The 16,903-nt window shown below is 58.9% G+C and carries 15 protein-coding genes; 3 read left to right on the top strand and 12 right to left on the bottom strand.

Translation table 11 applies throughout. The annotated features are described in order from the left end of the window. The first annotated feature begins 114 nt into the window (after positions 1 to 114). Positions 115 to 1,140 carry a tRNA (adenosine(37)-N6)-threonylcarbamoyltransferase complex transferase subunit TsaD gene (tsaD, locus tag ACIGDJ_RS23800; protein WP_039757706.1) on the top strand — a complete coding sequence of 342 codons (1,026 nt, stop codon included), beginning with the start codon at positions 115 to 117 and terminating at the stop codon, positions 1,138 to 1,140. Positions 1,141 to 1,163: 23 nt separating this feature from the next. Here tsaD and plsY read toward each other — a convergent pair whose 3' ends face one another. Further along, complete coding sequence (plsY, locus tag ACIGDJ_RS23795) at positions 1,164 to 1,733, bottom strand: glycerol-3-phosphate 1-O-acyltransferase PlsY (protein ID WP_101160897.1); 570 nt, start codon at positions 1,731 to 1,733, stop codon at positions 1,164 to 1,166. A 74-nt stretch (positions 1,734 to 1,807) separates the two neighbouring features. On the opposite strand from plsY, the gene folB reads away from it, so the two are divergent. Together folB and folK are read left to right on the top strand one after the other, a co-directional pair. Next, positions 1,808 to 2,164: a dihydroneopterin aldolase gene (gene folB / locus ACIGDJ_RS23790; RefSeq protein ID WP_313005092.1), complete on the top strand. Its 357-nt coding sequence runs from the start codon at positions 1,808 to 1,810 to the stop codon at positions 2,162 to 2,164. Next, positions 2,155 to 2,670 carry a 2-amino-4-hydroxy-6-hydroxymethyldihydropteridine diphosphokinase gene (folK, locus tag ACIGDJ_RS23785; RefSeq protein WP_397479787.1) on the top strand — a complete coding sequence of 172 codons (516 nt, stop codon included), beginning with the start codon at positions 2,155 to 2,157 and terminating at the stop codon, positions 2,668 to 2,670. The genes folB and folK overlap by 10 nt, the downstream gene beginning before the upstream one ends. 55 nt (positions 2,671 to 2,725) lie before the next feature. On the opposite strand, the gene ACIGDJ_RS23780 is transcribed toward folK, so the two are convergent. The 11 genes from ACIGDJ_RS23780 to ACIGDJ_RS23730 all read right to left on the bottom strand — a co-directional run bounded on the left by ACIGDJ_RS23780 (position 2,726) and on the right by ACIGDJ_RS23730 (position 16,816). Further along, positions 2,726 to 3,949 carry a multifunctional CCA addition/repair protein gene (locus tag ACIGDJ_RS23780; RefSeq protein WP_397479788.1) on the bottom strand — a complete coding sequence of 408 codons (1,224 nt, stop codon included), beginning with the start codon at positions 3,947 to 3,949 and terminating at the stop codon, positions 2,726 to 2,728. 63 nt (positions 3,950 to 4,012) lie between these two features. Then, positions 4,013 to 5,575 carry a SpoVR family protein gene (locus ACIGDJ_RS23775; protein ID WP_397479789.1) on the bottom strand — a complete coding sequence of 521 codons (1,563 nt, stop codon included), beginning with the start codon at positions 5,573 to 5,575 and terminating at the stop codon, positions 4,013 to 4,015. Further along, a complete protein-coding gene (locus ACIGDJ_RS23770) occupies positions 5,572 to 6,843 on the bottom strand; it encodes a YeaH/YhbH family protein (RefSeq protein ID WP_039757709.1) in 1,272 nt (423 codons plus the stop codon). The genes ACIGDJ_RS23775 and ACIGDJ_RS23770 overlap by 4 nt, the downstream gene beginning before the upstream one ends. Positions 6,844 to 6,962: 119 nt before the next feature. Beyond that, entirely contained in the window at positions 6,963 to 8,885 is a 1,923-nt protein-coding gene (locus ACIGDJ_RS23765; RefSeq protein ID WP_039757710.1) for a PrkA family serine protein kinase, read from the bottom strand. A 296-nt stretch (positions 8,886 to 9,181) separates the two neighbouring features. Then, on the bottom strand, positions 9,182 to 9,511 hold the full coding sequence (gene glpE, locus ACIGDJ_RS23760; protein ID WP_101160888.1) for a thiosulfate sulfurtransferase GlpE: 330 nt from the start codon (positions 9,509 to 9,511) through the stop codon (positions 9,182 to 9,184). 34 nt (positions 9,512 to 9,545) lie between these two features. Then, the gene (locus ACIGDJ_RS23755; protein WP_101160886.1) at positions 9,546 to 10,427 is read right to left on the bottom strand and encodes a symmetrical bis(5'-nucleosyl)-tetraphosphatase; all 882 of its coding nucleotides are present in this window, start codon (positions 10,425 to 10,427) and stop codon (positions 9,546 to 9,548) included. Continuing rightward, positions 10,427 to 10,807, bottom strand: coding sequence for a Co2+/Mg2+ efflux protein ApaG (apaG, locus tag ACIGDJ_RS23750; RefSeq protein WP_101160884.1), 381 nt, complete (start codon positions 10,805 to 10,807; stop codon positions 10,427 to 10,429). The genes ACIGDJ_RS23755 and apaG overlap by 1 nt, the downstream gene beginning before the upstream one ends. A 112-nt stretch (positions 10,808 to 10,919) precedes the next feature. Next, positions 10,920 to 11,738, bottom strand: coding sequence for a 16S rRNA (adenine(1518)-N(6)/adenine(1519)-N(6))-dimethyltransferase RsmA (rsmA, locus tag ACIGDJ_RS23745; protein ID WP_041476699.1), 819 nt, complete (start codon positions 11,736 to 11,738; stop codon positions 10,920 to 10,922). Continuing rightward, complete coding sequence (pdxA, locus tag ACIGDJ_RS23740) at positions 11,735 to 12,724, bottom strand: 4-hydroxythreonine-4-phosphate dehydrogenase PdxA (protein WP_101160882.1); 990 nt, start codon at positions 12,722 to 12,724, stop codon at positions 11,735 to 11,737. Before pdxA ends, rsmA begins: the two co-directional genes overlap by 4 nt. After that, the gene (gene surA / locus ACIGDJ_RS23735; RefSeq protein WP_397504625.1) at positions 12,721 to 14,043 is read right to left on the bottom strand and encodes a peptidylprolyl isomerase SurA; all 1,323 of its coding nucleotides are present in this window, start codon (positions 14,041 to 14,043) and stop codon (positions 12,721 to 12,723) included. Before surA ends, pdxA begins: the two co-directional genes overlap by 4 nt. Next, a complete protein-coding gene (locus ACIGDJ_RS23730) occupies positions 14,018 to 16,816 on the bottom strand; it encodes an LPS-assembly protein LptD (RefSeq protein WP_101160878.1) in 2,799 nt (932 codons plus the stop codon). The genes surA and ACIGDJ_RS23730 overlap by 26 nt, the downstream gene beginning before the upstream one ends. Positions 16,817 to 16,903: the final 87 nt, after the last annotated feature.

Genomic DNA, 16,903 nt, shown 5'->3' with positions numbered 1-16,903 from the left:
GTTAACCCCTCATCGCTCGGAATGCAAAGCCTCTGATCGAAAACCGCTGGTCGGGGCATCACGTGGCGACTATCATGCGCGCCTTCGAATTCAGCCTAAACAAGGCGCAAACCCATGCTAGTACTGGGATTAGAAACCTCCTGCGACGAAACCGGCGTCGCATTGTATGACAGTGAGCGTGGTCTGTTGGCGGACGCACTGTTCAGTCAGATCGACCTGCACCGCGTCTATGGCGGTGTGGTCCCGGAGCTGGCCTCGCGTGACCACGTCAAGCGCATGCTGCCCTTGATCCGTCAGGTGTTGGCCGAGGCCGACTGCGTGCCGACCGAGATCGATGCAATCGCCTACACTGCGGGTCCTGGCCTGGTCGGCGCGTTGCTGGTCGGTGCTTCCTGCGCACAGGCGCTGGCGTTTGCCTGGGGCATTCCGGCGCTTGGTGTGCACCACATGGAAGGCCACTTGCTGGCACCGATGCTGGAGCCGAAACCGCCTGAATTTCCGTTCGTCGCTTTGTTGGTCTCCGGTGGGCATACGCAGCTGGTTCAGGTCGATGGCATTGGCCAATACAGCCTGCTCGGCGAGACGCTCGACGATGCGGCCGGCGAAGCTTTCGACAAAACCGCGAAGATGATGGGCCTGAATTACCCGGGCGGGCCGGAAATCGCCAAACTGGCCGAGAAAGGCGTCGCAGGACGTTTCACCTTTCCGCGTCCGATGTGTGATCGCCCAGGGCTGGATTTCAGCTTCAGCGGGCTGAAAACCTTCGCCCTCAACACTTGGCAGCAATGTGTCAGCGCCGGGGACGACGGCGAGCAAGCCCGTTGCGACATCGCGCTGGCGTTCCAGCAGGCTGTGGTGGAGACTTTGACCATCAAGTGCAAGCGCGCCCTGAAACAGGCGGGGATGAAGCGGCTGGTGATTGCCGGCGGCGTCAGCGCCAACAAGGCGTTGCGGGTTTCGCTGGAAAAAATGCTCGGTGACATGAAAGGTGATGTGTTCTACGCGCGCCCGGAGTTCTGCACCGACAATGGCGCGATGATCGCGTTTGCCGGTTGCCAGCGCCTGAAAGCCGGCCAGCAGGAAAGTCTGGCAATCACCGTGCAGGCACGCTGGCCGATGGAGCAGTTGTCGGCACTGTGATCAGCGATGCTCACGAACGACATTTAAAAATGCCGTTCGCGCCCGGCAAACAGGTCGCGTAGATTGCCGCGGTGACGCCAGACAATCAGCAAGGTCAGCGCGCTCATTGGCAGCAAGGCTTCCGGCTCCTGCCAGGCCAGCAACGGCAGGGTCAGTGGCGTGGCAATCAGCGCCGCCAGTGAACTGGTGCGGGTCAGGTAGAACGTCAGCAGCCAGGCGCACCCGGCCAGCAGCGCGGCGGGTGGATACAGGCCGAGCAACATGCCGGCAGCCGTGGCGACACCTTTGCCGCCGCGAAAGCGAAAGTACAAAGGGAACAGGTGACCGATCACGGCGCACACGCCAATCCAGGCCTGATCCTGCAGGGAAAGGCCCGCGCCGGAGGCGATCAGCACCGGCAGCAGGCCTTTGCACAGATCACCGAGCAGGGTCAGGATCGCCAGTTTGCGACCGGCCAGGCGCAGCATGTTGGTGGCGCCGGCATTACCCGAGCCACTCATTCGCGGATCGGGATTTCCGGTCAGGCGGCTGAGCAAAATGGCGAAGGACAGCGAGCCGAGCAGGTAGGCGAGAATCGCCAGTAACCAAAACATGCTAACTATTCCGGGCGAGGACGCCCTGATTCTAACGGCGCATCGCGCCCTTGTCGTGCAGCGGAGAGAAGTGCTTGGACAGAGTGTTTATCGAGGGCCTGGAAGTCGACACCGTGATCGGTGCCTACGACTGGGAGCGCAGCATCCGTCAGTGTCTGCGGCTTGATCTGAGCTTTGCCTGGGACAATCGTCCGGCCGCCGCCGGTGACGACCTGACCCAGGCGCTCGATTACGCCAGTGTCTCCGCGCGCATTCAGGCCTTTGCCGAGCAGGCGCAGTTCCAATTGGTCGAGACCTTTGCCGAGCGTCTGGTTGAAGTGCTCATGGCCGAATTCAAGATCACCTGGGTGCGGCTTAAACTGACCAAGCCGGGCGCGGTGCCGGCGGCCAAGGGCGGTGTGGGTGTGGAGATCGAGCGCGGATGTCGCTGACTCAGGTCTATCTCGGGCTCGGTAGCAATATCGAGCGCGAAACGCATTTGCGCGCCGGGCTCGACGCGCTGGCCAAATTTCTGGTGGATATCCGATGTTCGGCGGTGTTCGAGAGCCAGCCGGTCGGCATCAAGAGCGGGCCGTTCTTCAATTTCGTTGTCTCTGCCTACACTGATCTGTCGCTAATGGAGCTGGATCGCCGCTTGAAATTCATCGAGGCGGACAATGGTCGTTATGCCCCGGATCGCAAGGGCCTGCCGCTGGACATCGACGTGTTGCTGTATGGCGATCTGGTGGGGAATTTCGACGGACTGGTACTGCCGCGGGCGGAAATCCTGAAAAATGCTTTTGTGCTGTGGCCGCTGTCGTTGATTGCGCCGGATCGGGTGCATCCGGGGGTGGGCAAGAGCTTTGTGACGTTGTGGGCTGAGGCGCAAATTGATCAGGTGTTGGCGCCGGTTGCATTCGAATGGAATGGGCAGCAATTGACTCCGTCGAATCTTTAAAGCAAAAGATCGTCCGATCGCGGCCCGAGCCTTCGGACGATCTTTTGATCTTGCTTCAGGCGTTGTCTTTGTAGATCTGCAATGCTTTCAGCCGCTCACGCTTCAGCGCTTCGCCCAATTCCGGCCCTTTGAAGCCCTTCGCCAGCAATGGCTGCACTGCTACCCCGCGCGCAGCGGTTGCGGCTCCGCGTAAATAATCCGCCTGTGGGTAACTTTGCTGCTCCAAGCCCTTGCGGCCACGCGCATCCATCTCGCACGCAGCGATGAACTCCTCGAAGCGCTGCGGTCGCCGATAGACATCGAAACTCTGCAGCAACTCCAATAGCGTCGAGGCGTTCAACTCCAGCGCCCGGTGCCCATGGGTGTGGTACTGCCCGACCAGCAGCGCCAGTTCCTGACAATCCTTGGGCACCTTGAAGCGCTCGTTGACCGCTTTGATCAATTTAAGACCGGTGTGCTCATGAGCGATATGCCGAGGCCAGTCTTCTTCCGGAGTCAGGCCTTTGCCGAGGTCATGCAGCAGGCAGGCCCAGCGCACCGTCAGCGGCTGCTTGTGCAAGGATGATTGCTCCAGCACGCTCAGAGTGTGCAGTCCCGTGTCGGTTTCCGGATGATGGGTCTCCGGCTGCGGTACGCCGAACAAGGCGTCGACTTCCGGCATCAGCACTCTCAGGGCGCCACAGTCACGCAACACTTGGATGAATACCTGTGGGTGGTTTTCCATCAATGCACGAGAGATTTCCTTCCAGCTGCGTTCGGCAGTCAGGGCCTGCAGTTCGCCGGATTCGCTGAGCTGACGCATCAGGCCCATGGTCTCGTCGGCAACCGTGAAGCCCAGGCCGGCATAACGCGCGGCGAAACGGGCAACGCGCAGTACTCGCAGCGGATCTTCGGCGAATGCCGGGGAAACATGGCGCAGAATTCGTGCTTCGAGGTCGCGCTGACCATGATACGGGTCTGTCAGGTTGAGCTGATCGTCCTCGGCCATGGCATTGATCGTCAGGTCGCGGCGAATCAGGTCTTCTTCAAGCGTGACTTCGGGACTTGCATAGAAGGTGAAACCTCCGTAACCGCGACCGCTTTTGCGCTCGGTGCGGGCGAGGGCGTATTCCTCACCGGTTTTCGGGTGCAGAAACACCGGGAAATCCGCGCCGACCGGGCGAAACCCCTTGGCGAGCATTTCTTCAGTGGTGGCGCCCACCACGACCCGGTCAACATCAGTGACCGGCAAACCCAACAGGCGATCACGTACTGCGCCGCCAACCTTGTAAACCTGCATAAAAAACCTCCGTCAGTCCGACAGGATAACCCTTGCGTCAGACTTTCGGAGGCCAGAACCGGATCAAAGATGAATCACGGCCAGATCGAGCCGGCCGTAATCGCCCTCGCTGTGTTCACTGCGTGGCGGCACGTGATGGGTTTTCATGATCTGGTCGCCTTGCAGGGTTTCCAGATGAATGTCGAAGCCCCATAGCCGATGCAAATGCTTGAGCACTTCGTCGGTTGAATCACCCAACGGTTTGCGGTCGTGTTGCTGATGGCGCAGGGTCAGCGAGCGATCGCCGCGCCGATCAATGCTGTAGATCTGCACGTTCGGCTCACGATTGCCGAGGTTGTACTGCGCGGCCAGGGTTTCCCGGATGATCCGGTAGCCGCCCTCATCATGGATGGCCGGCACCAGCAGGTCGTCTTTCTGGTCGTCATCGAGAATGCTGAACAGCTTCAGATCGCGGATCACCTTGGGGGATAGGTACTGCAGGATGAAGCTCTCATCCTTGAAACTGCTCATGGCGAACTTGATGGTCGACAGCCAGTCGGAGCCCGCGATGTCCGGGAACCAGCGGCGATCCTCTTCGGTAGGGTCTTCGCACATGCGGCGGATGTCACGATACATGGCGAAACCCAGCGCGTAGGGGTTGATGCCACTGTAGTACGGGCTATCGAACCCGGGCTGGAACACCACGCTGGTATGCGAGGTGAGGAACTCCATCATGAAACCGTCGGTGACCAGGCCTTCGTCATACAGGTCATTCATCAGCGTGTAATGCCAGAACGTCGCCCAGCCTTCGTTCATGACCTGGGTCTGGCGCTGGGGATAGAAATACTGAGCGATCTTGCGCACGATCCGCACGATCTCGCGCTGCCAGGGTTCCAGCAGCGGTGCGTGTTTCTCGATGAAATAGAGGATGTTTTCCTGCGGCTCGGCCGGGAATCGGGCGTTGTCCTTGTCGCTGTACTTGTCCGCACCTTTGGGAATGGTGCGCCACAGATCGTTGATCTGCTTCTGCAGGTGCTCTTCGCGATCCTTCTGCCGGCGCCGCTCTTCTTCGGCGGAGATCGGGTAAGGACGCTTGTAGCGGTCGACACCATAGTTCATCAGCGCATGACAGGAGTCGAGCAGGTCTTCCACGGCATCGATGCCGTGGCGCTCCTCGCACTGCATGATGTACTGCTTGGCGAATACCAGGTAATCGATGATCGAGCTGGCGTCGGTCCAGGTGCGGAACAGGTAATTGCCCTTGAAAAAGCTGTTGTGGCCATAGCAGGCATGCGCCACCACCAGCGCCTGCATGCAGATGGTGTTTTCTTCCATCAGATAGGCGATGCAAGGGTCCGAGTTGATCACGATCTCGTAGGCCAGGCCCATCTGCCCACGGCTGTAGGATTTTTCGGTACTAAGGAAGTGCTTGCCGTAGGACCAGTGGTGATAGCCCAGCGGCATGCCCACCGAAGCATAGGCATCCATCATTTGCTCGGCGGTAATCACTTCGATCTGGTTGGGGTAGGTATCCAGCGCATAGCGTGCCGCGATCCTGGCTATCTCGCGGTCGTAGGTCTGGATCAGCTCGAACGTCCATTCGGAGCCGGTGGAAATGGGTTGGCGCTTCTGCTCTTTGGCGGTCATGTCACTAACCTGCGCTGGAAGAGTTCACGGAAGACCGGATAGATATCTCCGGCCGAGACCAGTTGCTGTTGGGCAAATGTGTCAGAGAAGGCTTCGGCGATGCGTTCGTACTCGTACCACAGGGCCTGATGTTCGCGCGGCGTAATCTCCACATAAGTGTAGTACTGCACAAACGGCATGATCTGGTTGATCAGAATGTCGCGGCAGATCGGCGAGTCGTCGTTCCAGTTGTCGCCGTCGGAGGCTTGAGCTGCGTAGATATTCCACTCATTGCTCGGATAGCGCTCGGCCATGATTTCCTGCATCAGCTTCAAGGCGCTGGAAACGATGGTGCCGCCGGTTTCGCGGGAATAGAAAAACTCTTCTTCATCGACTTCCCGGGCGCTGGTGTGGTGGCGGATGAACACCACGTCAATCTTGTCGTAATTACGCTTGAGAAACAGGTACAGCAGGATGAAAAAGCGCTTGGCGATGTCCTTGGTCGCCTGGGTCATCGAGCCGGAGACATCCATGAGGCAGAACATCACCGCTTTGGAGCTTGGGTTCGGTTGCTTGACCAGCAAGTTGTATTTCAAGTCGAAGGTATCAAGGAACGGCACGCGGTGTATGCGCGCGCTGAGCTTCTCGATTTCGGCTTCCAGTTCCTGAATATCGCCGAAGTTGTCTGGCTCTTCGCGCTTGAGTCGTGCCAGCTCTTCCTTGGCTTCGCGCAGTTTCGCGCGGCTGCTGCCGGACAGCGCAATGCGGCGCGCATGGGCTGAACGCAAGGTTCGAATGATGTTGATCCGCGACGGGTTGCCTTCGTTGCTGATCCCCGCGCGTACGGTTTTGAACGTGTCGGTGCCGGTCAGGTTGCGTTTGACCAGGTTCGGCAGTTCAAGGTCTTCGAACATGAATTCGAGGAATTCTTCCTGGGTTATCTGGAAGACGAACTCGTCCATGCCTTCGCCGGAATTACCGGCTTTGCCCGGACCGCGGCCACCACCGCCTCCCGGGGGGCGGGCGATATGTTCACCGGCGGTGAATTCCTTGTTGCCGGGATGCACAACGGTCTGCTTGCCGCCGCGACCATGGTGAAGCACCGGCTCGTCGATATCGCGACCGGGAATGCTGATCTGTTCACCATGCTCCATATCGGTGATGGAGCGGCGGCTGACTGCCTCTTCGACAGCCTTCTTGATGTGGTCACGGTAGCGTCGCAGAAAACGCTGACGGTTCACCGTGCTTTTGTTCTTGCCATTGAGGCGTCGGTCGATCACATAGCTCATAGGCCCCTCCGGGGAGCTTCAAGTTTTGAGCCGCAAGCTGCAAGTCGAAGCCGATCCCGAAAAAACTTCGGTTTACACGCTTTTTTCTTGCAGCTTGTAGCTGGAAGCTTGCAGCTGCCTCACTGCGACTTGCGGACCCGCAGGTACCATTCAGACAGCAGGCGTACCTGTTTATCGGTGTAGCCACGTTCGACCATTCGCGTAACGAAGTCGTTGTGTTTCTGTTGGTCCTCCTTGCTGGCCTTGGCATTGAAGCTGATGACGGGCAGCAGGTCTTCGGTGTTGGAGAACATTTTCTTCTCGATGACCACCCGCAGTTTTTCGTAGCTGAGCCAGGTCGGGTTCTTGCCGTTGTTGTTGGCCCTGGCGCGCAGGACGAAGTTGACGATTTCGTTGCGGAAATCCTTGGGATTGCTGATGCCGGCCGGTTTTTCGATTTTCTCCAGTTCTTCGTTCAGGGCCACGCGATTGAGGATCTCGCCGGTTTCCGGGTCGCGATACTCCTGATCCTGGATCCAGAAATCCGCGTACAGCACGTAGCGATCGAAGATGTTCTGACCGTATTCGCTGTAGGACTCGAGGTAAGCAGTCTGGATTTCCTTGCCGATGAACTCGATGTAGCGCGGTGCCAGGTATTCCTTCAGATAGCGCAGATAACGCTCCCGGGTTTCGGCCTGAAATTGTTCCTGTTCGATCTGTTGCTCCAGCACATAGAGCAGGTGCACCGGGTTGGCGGCGATTTCGTGCGGATCGAAGTTGAACACTTTGGAGAGGATCTTGAAGGCGAAGCGAGTCGACAGGCCGTTCATGCCTTCGTCGACACCGGCCGAATCCCGATACTCTTGAATCGACTTGGCCTTCGGATCGGTGTCCTTGAGGTTTTCGCCGTCGTAAACGCGCATCTTCGAATAGATGTTGGAGTTTTCCGGTTCCTTGAGGCGCGACAGTACGGTGAACTGCGCAAGCATCTTCAAGGTATCCGGTGCGCAGTGCGCCTTCGACAAGGAACTGTTGAACAGCAATTTGTCGTAGATTTTCACTTCATCACTGACGCGCAGGCAGTACGGCACTTTGACGATGTAGATCCGGTCGATGAACGCTTCGTTGTTCTTGTTGTTGCGGAAGGTGTGCCACTCCGATTCGTTGGAGTGAGCCAGCAGGATGCCGGTGAACGGAATCGCGCCGAGGCCTTCGGTGCTGTTGTAGTTGCCCTCTTGGGTAGCAGTCAGCAAAGGGTGCAGCACCTTGATCGGCGCCTTGAACATTTCGACGAATTCCATCAGACCCTGGTTGGCCCGGCACAGCGCACCGGAGTAGCTGTAGGCGTCAGCGTCGTTCTGCGGGAATTCTTCGAGTTTGCGGATATCAACCTTGCCGACCAGCGCCGAGATGTCCTGGTTGTTCTCGTCACCGGGCTCGGTCTTGGCGACAGCGATCTGATTGAGGATCGACGGGTACAGTTTGACCACGCGGAACTGACTGATGTCGCCGCCGAATTCGGCCAGGCGCTTGGTCGCCCAAGGCGACATGATGGTGTTCAGGTAGCGCCGTGGAATGCCGAAATCTTCCTCGAGGATCGCGCCATCTTCGGTGGCGTTGAACAGACCCAGAGGCGATTCGAAGACCGGCGAGCCCTTGATGGCATAGAAGGGCACTTTTTCCATCAGTTGCTTCAGCTTCTCGGCCAGGGACGATTTACCGCCGCCTACGGGGCCGAGCAGGTAGAGGATCTGTTTCTTCTCTTCCAGGCCTTGGGCGGCGTGGCGGAAATACGAGACGATCTGATCGATGCATTCTTCCATCCCATGGAAGTCTTCAAAGGCCGGATAGCGGCGGATCACCTTGTTGGAGAAGATGCGCGACAGCCTCGAATTGGTCGAAGTGTCGAGCAGTTCCGGTTCCCCGATCGCCATCAATAGACGCTCGGCGGCGGAAACGTAGGCGCTGCGATCTTTTTTGCACAGCTCCAGGTACTCCTGCAGAGAGAGTTCTTCCTGGCGTGTGGATTCGAAGCGTTGTTGGAAGTGGCTAAAGATACTCATGACGTCACCTCGCTCGATACGTGGAGCCGACGCCGGATCACTCAGTCGATGCTGGCAGCAGTCGCTATGGCACCTGCTGTTTACCCCCCAGAATTCTTCCACGGTCGACAAACCGTAAAAGCTACTCCCGATGACCCGCGCGCCGGTGTACCGGCTCTCCCCTGTTTTGGATGGCCTGCGCTTAAGGATAGTTGGGAATTCGAGAGGTAAAGGCGAGATACGTAATTAGTTATGGCAGACCGTTCGTCTGCCGCGCGCGGGCCCACGGCAGCCGGGGCCTGCGCCGCGCAAAAAAATTATTCGGCGGTGCCTTGCGCGGTTTCCGACGGATAGGTCGCACGCCACAGCTCAAAGCCGCCGTCCATGCTGTAAACATCGGAGAAGCCCTGACTGACCAGATAGGCGGCTGCGCCCTGGCTGGAATTGCCGTGGTAGCAGACCACGACGGTCGGGGCATCAAGGTCGGCGCCTTGAATGAACGCGTGCAGCGAATGGTTATCGAGATGCTTCGAGCCGCTGATATGCAGCGCGGCAAAGGTTGCCGGATCGCGCACGTCAACGACGACGGCGCCTTGTTCACGCAGGGCCTGCGCTTGTTCCGGAGGGATTCGTTTGAATTCGGTCATGACTAAGTTCCTGTTGCTCAACTGAAGGCGCAGTCTAACGCGAGACGTTGGCGGGCGAATTGTCAGGGGAGGGTGGTGCGACTGATGGCATTAGCCCGCCGTGCTCATCGCATTTGCATGACAAACGTTCGCCGCTGTCAACGTTCATCAGCGTCAGGCTGCCGCCCCATACACATCCGGTGTCCAGCGCCGAAATCCCCGGCTCGTGGATATTGCCCTCGAGCGCTGCCCAGTGACCGAAGATGATGCGCAGGCCGCGGGTCTTGCGCTCCTTGTGCTGAAACCATGGCTTGTAGCCGGGCGGGGCGCTGTCCAGGCCTTCCTTGCTCTTGAGGTCAAGCTTGCCCTCGGCGGTGCAAAAGCGCATGCGCGTGAAGTAATTGGTGATCACCCGCAGACGATCGATGCCTTTGAGATCGTTGTCCCACTTCACCGGCTCGTTGCCGTACATGCCGTCGAGGTAGGCGGGGAACACGTTGTCGTCGCGCAGTGCGGCCTCGACTTCTGCGGCGCACTTCAAGGCACGGCGCAGCGACCATTGCGGCGGGATGCCAGCGTGAACCATGGCCACGTCGCGCGTTTCGTCGTAATGCATCAGCTTCTGCTGGCGCAGCCATTCCATCAGTTGCGGGCCATCCGGCGCCTCGATGATCTCGCGCAAAGTGTCGCTTTTCTTCAATCGCTCGATTTTCTTCGCAGCGGCCAGCAGATGCAGATCATGATTGCCGAGCACGCACACCAGAGACTCACGCATCTGGTAAAGAAAGCGCAGGGTGTCCAGCGACTGCGGACCTCGGTTGACCAAATCGCCCACCAGCCACAGGCGATCCAGCGCCGGTTCGAAGGCCACTTGCTTGAGCAGGCATTTGAGCGGTTCGAGGCAGCCTTGCAGGTCACCGACCGCGTATGTCGTCATCAGTGCAAGGCTCCCGGTACGGCGAGGCGAAACGGTTTGATGATCGCGTCGAAACGCTTGCCGTCATCGGCGAGCATTTGATAGGTGCCTTGCATGGTGCCGACCTTGGTGGTCATCACCGTGCCACTGGTATACGTGTGGCTTTCGCCTGCGGCGATCAGCGGCTTCTGCCCGACGACACCTTCACCGCGTACTTCTTCTACATGGCCATCGCCATCGGTAATCACCCAATGCCGGGAGAGAAGCTTGGCCGCAATCTCGCCGTTGTTCTGCACGGTAATGGTGTAAGCGAAGGCGAAACGGTCTTGTTCGGGTTGCGATTGGTCTGCCAGATAGTGGGTGACGACGCTGACATCGACCTGATAACGGGAATCGGACATGCAAGAAGGCCTTATGAAGCGGAACGCGGGGCGTAGCTGATGGGGAATCAGTCTAGGCAAGTATCGGGCAGTAAACCAGAGTGGTGTGCTGCCCGATAGCGTTCATCGCGGCTCAGTCGGCGGCGGGAGCTGCCGGGACCTGTATCGCGAGCTGGTCCGCCAGGCGTACGAATGCGGCCAGATCCAGTTGCTCGGGACGCAGGCTGCCATCGACGCCGGCGGCTTCGATTTCGGCATTGCTGAGCAATTGCTTGAGGGTATTTCGCAAGGTTTTGCGGCGCTGATTGAAGGCTTCGCGCACAACGCGCTCGAGCAACTTGTGATCCTTGGCCGGGTGCGGTAGCACTGCGTGCGGCACCAGACGAACGATTGCCGAGTCGACTTTCGGCGGCGGATTGAACGCGCCGGGGCCGACATTGAACAGGTGTTCGACGCGGCAATGGTACTGAACCATGATTGACAAACGCCCCCAGTCACCGCCACCCGGGCCTGCCGCCAGGCGCTCGACCACTTCTTTCTGCAACATGAAGTGCATGTCGCGGATGATGCCGGCGTTGTTCAACAGATGAAAAATCAGTGGCGTGGAGATGTTGTACGGCAGGTTACCGACCACGCGCAGGCTGTTCGGTGCGGCGTTCAGCGTGTTGAAGTCAAATTTCAGCGCATCACCCTGATGCAGATTGAAATTGCTCATGCCGGCAAACTGCTGGTTGAGGATCGGGATCAGATCCTTGTCCAGTTCCACTACGTCGAGTTGCGCGCCGGAGCCCAGCAAACCTTGAGTCAGGGCGCCCTGGCCGGGGCCGATTTCGAGCAGGCGGTCGTCAGGCTTTGCGTGAATGGAGCGCAGGATGCGGTCGATAACGCCGGCATCGTGCAGGAAATTCTGGCCAAAGCGTTTGCGCGCCTTGTGTTGGTATTGCTCGTTCATAAACGGGTCTCGGCCATCTGGTAGGCGGTTTCCAGCGCGACTTGCAGGCTGCCGGTGTCGATCCTGCCGCTGCCGGCCAGATCCAGGGCTGTGCCATGGTCGACCGATGTGCGGATGATCGGCAGGCCCAGCGTCACGTTGACCGCAGCGCCAAAGCCTTTGTACTTGAGCACGGGCAAGCCCTGATCGTGGTACATCGCCAGCACTGCATCGCAGTGCTCCAGATATTTGGGGGTAAACAGAGTGTCGGCAGGCAGCGGGCCACGAAGGTCCATGCCCTCGCCGCGCAGGCGCTCTAATGTCGGTTCGATGATGTCGATTTCTTCATGGCCCAGATGGCCGCCTTCACCAGCGTGCGGGTTGAGTCCGCAGACCAGAATGCGCGGCCGGGCAATGCCGAATTTCTCTTGCAGGTCGGCGTGCAGAATTCGCGTGACCCGCTCGAGGCGCTCGGGGGTGATCGCATCGGCGATCTCGCGCAGGGGCAGGTGGGTGGTCACCAGTGCCACGCGAAGTCCGCGAGTCGCAAGCATCATTACCACTTGCGCAGTCTGGGTCAGGTCGGCGAGGAATTCGGTGTGTCCGGAGAAGGCGATGCCAGATTCGTTGATCACGCCTTTGTGCACCGGCGCAGTGATCATCCCGGCGAAGTCGCCGTTCAGGCAGCCGTTGCCGGCGCGAGTCAGGGTCTCGAGAACAAACGCCGCGTTGGCCTTGTCCAGTTGCCCGGCGATCACCTGTGCGCTGAGCGGTGTGTCCCAGACGTAAAGACTGCCAACCGGCGCCGGAAGGTCAGGCCACTGCCCGGGCGCGACATCCAGCAAGTTGATGGCCAGCCCCAGCTGCGCGGCCCGCTCAAGGAGCAGGTCGCGGCTGGTGATGGCAATCAGGGGATGGGGCTGGGCTTGCGAGGCGAGCAGCAGGCACAGGTCGGGACCTATGCCGGCCGGTTCGCCGGGTGTCAGCGCGAAACGCTTGGGTTTCACTGCGCTGCCTGGTCTGCACCAGGGAGTTTGATCACTACGTACGCTTCGTCACGTATCTGACGCAGCCAGGTTTGCAGCTCTTCGTCGTATTTGCGGTTACGCAGTACGGTCATGGCTTGCTGCTCACGGGCCTGTTCGGTGCTGTCAGTGGCGCGACGGCCAAGGACTTCCAGTACGTGCCAGCCGTATTGGGTCTGGAAAGGCTTCGACAGCTGACCTTGTGGCGTCGAGGCCATCACTTCGCGGAACTCCGGTACCAGCACGTTCGGGTCGATCCAGTTCAGGTCGCCGCCGTTGAGCGCCGAACCCGGATCTTCCGAGTAGTTTTTCGCCAGTTCGGCAAAGTCTTCGCCAGCGGTGATGCGGTCGTACAACGACTGCACCAGCGCCTTGGTCTTGGCTTCGTCGCGGATCGGGCTTGGCTTGACCAGGATGTGGCGGACATGCACTTCGTCGCGCATCTGCGCTTCGCCGCCGCGCTTGCCCAGCAGCTTCAGAATGATGAAACCGCCCGGCGTCCGTGCAGGTTGAGTGATGTCGCCGACGGCCATGCTGCTCAACTCGCGGTCGAACGGCGGTGGCAGTTGTGCGGGTTTACGCCAGCCCATGTCGCCGCCTTCCAGTGCGTTGTCGCTACCGGATTTGGCCACGGCCATCTGACCGAAGTCGGCGCCTTGCTTGAGCTGCTGGTAAACCTCCATGGCCTGACGCGCGGCGCTTTGAATCGCTTCGGAGTTGGCGCTTTCCGGCGTCGGAATCAGGATGTTGGCCAGGTGCAGTTCTTCGGACAGTTGCATCTTGCCCAGGTCGGAGGCGAGGAAGTTCTTCACTTCCTGCTCGGAGACCTGAATGCGCTCGGCGACACGACGCTGACGTACACGGCTGATGATCATTTCGCGTTTGATCTGATCACGGGCGTCGTCATAGTTCAGGCCATCACGCGCCAGCGCTGCACGAAACTGATCAACCGTCATGTTGTTGCGCTGGGCAATGGTACCGACGGCCTGATTGAGCTCTTCGTCGGTGATGCGAATGCCGGAACGTTCGCCGATCTGCAGTTGCAGGTTTTCAACGATCAGGCGCTCAAGCACCTGTTGATCCAGCACGCCCGGAGGCGGCAAGCCACCACCGCGCTTGGCAATGGTCTGCTGAACTTCGTGAACGCGCTGGTCCAGTTGGCTCTGCATGACCACGTCGTTGTCGACGATTGCCACCACTTTATCGATGGACTGTACGGCGGCGTTGGCCGACGTACCCAGGAACAGCGCGCCCAGCAGCAGCGGGCGCAGACAATCAGAAAGCTTGGTCTTCACGTTCACGATAACCTTGGATGCCTTTGTCGAGGAAGCTCTCTACCTTGGCGCCAGTCAGGCCGCCGAGTCCCTTCAGAACAATTTGGAGGAAGATGCCATGGTCGCCTTTTTCGTTTTCCGGGGCGTTCTGACTGTTTTCGTCATAGGCGACCCAGTAACGGTTGATCAGGCGCAGTTTCCAGCAGCAGTTGTCGTATTCGAAACCACCGAAGGCTTCCAGCGTGCGATTGCGGTTGTAGTCATACTGCCAGCGGCTGATCGCGTTCCACTGTGGAACGATTGGCCAGATGACCGAGAAGTCATGCTGCTGGATCTTGTAGTAGTCCTTCACGTAGCCAGGTTGACCCGGGGTGCCGTAGTCGCCACCGCCCACTGTCCACTTACCGGTGTTCTGGTCGTAACGGACCTGGTCGTTGCGATAGCGATAACCGACGTTGACCACCTTGTTCGGGTTGTCTTCCGGCTGATAGTGGAACATCGCACTGCCGGAGCGTGGGCTGCGGCTGTCCGGATCCCAGTTGTAGTCGGCGGTGGTGCGCCAGTCGCGGTTCCAGCGGTATTCGTATTCCAGCGCGTAAGGCGAAACGTCGGATTTGGCGTCGTCACGATCGTTGAACGCGATGCCCGGCAGTTGAACCTTGCGATCCTTGAAGTACAGAGCCTGGCCGACGCTGATGCGCTGGCGCTCGAAACCGTTGTCTTCAATCCAGCGACTGGTCACGCCCAGCGACAGCTTGTTTTCGTCACCGACACGGTCGGCGCCGGTAAAGCGGTTGTCACGGAATAGCGACGAGTAGTTGAACGTCGTTTCGCTGGTATCGAACACAGGAATGTCTTCCTGATCAACCTCAGGCACATAGAGGTAGAACAGGCGCGGTTCCAGGGTCTGACGGTAGTTTTTACCGAAATACGAGGTGTTGCGGTCGAAGTACAAGCCGCTGTCGATGCTGGCGATTGGAACGCCACGGTTCTGGTTGCTATCGAATTCGCCGTTGAGCTTCTTCTGTTCTGCGCTCATCGCATCGATCTGCGATTTGCCGGTGCTGTCCAGATCAAGCTGATACTGCGTGTACTGATACTTCAACGATGGCTTGAGGAAGCCATACGTCCAGTTCATCGGCAGGCTGACGCCCGGCTTCAGATTCAAGCGATCACCGTTGGCGCGAGCCAGGCCGGTGATGTTTCTATCCAGCCGACGCTCGGCAAAGCCATCCTCATTGATGAAGTCACCGTCACGCAGATCACGATCAAAACGAACCAGCTCGGTCTCGTAATCGAAATTCAGGCCTTCCGGGTGGTAGGGCAACTGACCATTGAAGGTGATCTGCGGCAAACGACCATACGGCGTGATGTTCGAAACGGTAGCCAACTGGTACTGCTGCGCGTTCAAGCGAGCGGTATAGCTGTCGCCACGATAAGTGACAGCACCCTGCTGGTTGACGAAATCGCTGCTTTGCACGCCAATTTGATCGGTTTGCAGATCCTGGAAGTAATACGGATCGCTGATCTTGGTGTAATCGACTTCTGTGAGCACACGGGAGTCGAGACCGCCCTTGTGCTGCCAGTTGTACATATAGCGAGTGTCTTTGTAGTCGGACTGGAGCTTGCGATCGTCGTTCTCGTCATTGAGGTACGCCGCACCGAACTGCCCTTCACTGGACTTGGTCAGGTAGCGGAATTCGCCTTCCACCAACATGCCGCGCTTGCTCATGTAGCGCGGGTACAACGTGGCGTCGTAATTTGGCGCCAGGTTGAAGTAGTAAGGGGTAACCAGCATGAAGCCGGTGTCGCTGCCCGAACCGATGGTCGGCGGCAGGAAGCCCGATTGGCGACGGTCGTCGATCGGGAAGTAGATGTATGGCGTGTACAGGATCGGAATGTCTTTGACGCGCAACGTCACGTTGGTCGCGGTACCGAAACCGGTCGCCGGGTTCAAGGTGATGTTGTTGCCTTTGAGCTGCCACGCGTTGCTGTTCGGTTCGCACGTGGTGTACGTGCCGTCCTTCAAGCGGATAATCGCGTTTTCGGCACGCTTGGCGTACAGCGCGTTACCGCGGATGCGCGATTTGTGCATCACGTATTCAGCGTTGTCGACCTTGGCTTCACCGGTGTCGAGCTGCACATCGGCGTGGTCGCCGACGATCAGCGCGCCGTTGTCGCGGATACGCACGTTGCCGGCCAGTTCACCACGGCTCTCGGCCTGATACAGGTTGGCCTCGTCAGCTTCGACCTGCATGCTGCCCTGGCGCATGATCACGTCACCCGCGAGGCTGGCGACCTGTGTGTCCTGCTCATAACGCGACGCTTTGGCACCGATGAAAGTCGGCGCGTCACTTTTATTCGTCTTGTCATTCATGCCAGGACGAATCGGTTCGATATAGGAGCCAGAGCAGTAAGGACCGGTCTCGGCCAGTTGGGCGGCGGTGAGCTTCTCGCGCGGAACCCAGTCGAGGTGACTGTAGTCTTCGCTACGGGATTTCAGGCCGCGGCCCTTGGCTTCGGTGACCAGTGCGGTTTTCGCGCCAGTGTCGGCGTCGGAACCCTTGTCGGCCACAGGCTCGCCGGCGACGCTGACGGCACTGCCGTCATGCACCGGACGCGGCGGCAACGCCGCGGCGGGCGACTTGGGCGCACAGTCCCAACCACCCGTAGCCGAGACGGAGCAGTCATACTGCTCGGCGGCAACAACGAATTGACTGGCCAGAGGTTGCATAGCCAGCAGACTGCCGGTTACCAACAATGGAAATTTTTTACGAAACGCGGGGGATTTCAATGCCATCTTATTATTCCTGGCTTCATTATTTACATCTGACCTCGTTTTGTGCCTCACGCATCTAGTTGGTCTTATATAGTTTGTGGTTTATTT

This window comes from Pseudomonas sp. NPDC079367, from assembly GCF_044542195.1.
GTDB lineage: Bacteria > Pseudomonadota > Gammaproteobacteria > Pseudomonadales > Pseudomonadaceae > Aquipseudomonas.
This window is presented reverse-complemented; position numbering and strand designations above follow the sequence as displayed.

Coding starts and splice junctions, on each gene's coding strand:
- ACIGDJ_RS23770 (WP_039757709.1), bottom strand. CDS start 6,843: ATGAGCTATGTGATCGACCGACGCCTCAATGGCAAGAACAAAAGCACG.
- folK (WP_397479787.1), top strand. CDS start 2,155: ATGTCGCTGACTCAGGTCTATCTCGGGCTCGGTAGCAATATCGAGCGC.
- apaG (WP_101160884.1), bottom strand. CDS start 10,807: ATGTCCGATTCCCGTTATCAGGTCGATGTCAGCGTCGTCACCCACTAT.
- ACIGDJ_RS23730 (WP_101160878.1), bottom strand. CDS start 16,816: ATGGCATTGAAATCCCCCGCGTTTCGTAAAAAATTTCCATTGTTGGTA.
- rsmA (WP_041476699.1), bottom strand. CDS start 11,738: ATGAACGAGCAATACCAACACAAGGCGCGCAAACGCTTTGGCCAGAAT.
- ACIGDJ_RS23780 (WP_397479788.1), bottom strand. CDS start 3,949: ATGCAGGTTTACAAGGTTGGCGGCGCAGTACGTGATCGCCTGTTGGGT.
- ACIGDJ_RS23755 (WP_101160886.1), bottom strand. CDS start 10,427: ATGACGACATACGCGGTCGGTGACCTGCAAGGCTGCCTCGAACCGCTC.
- ACIGDJ_RS23765 (WP_039757710.1), bottom strand. CDS start 8,885: ATGAGTATCTTTAGCCACTTCCAACAACGCTTCGAATCCACACGCCAG.
- ACIGDJ_RS23775 (WP_397479789.1), bottom strand. CDS start 5,575: ATGACCGCCAAAGAGCAGAAGCGCCAACCCATTTCCACCGGCTCCGAA.
- glpE (WP_101160888.1), bottom strand. CDS start 9,511: ATGACCGAATTCAAACGAATCCCTCCGGAACAAGCGCAGGCCCTGCGT.
- plsY (WP_101160897.1), bottom strand. CDS start 1,733: ATGTTTTGGTTACTGGCGATTCTCGCCTACCTGCTCGGCTCGCTGTCC.
- tsaD (WP_039757706.1), top strand. CDS start 115: ATGCTAGTACTGGGATTAGAAACCTCCTGCGACGAAACCGGCGTCGCA.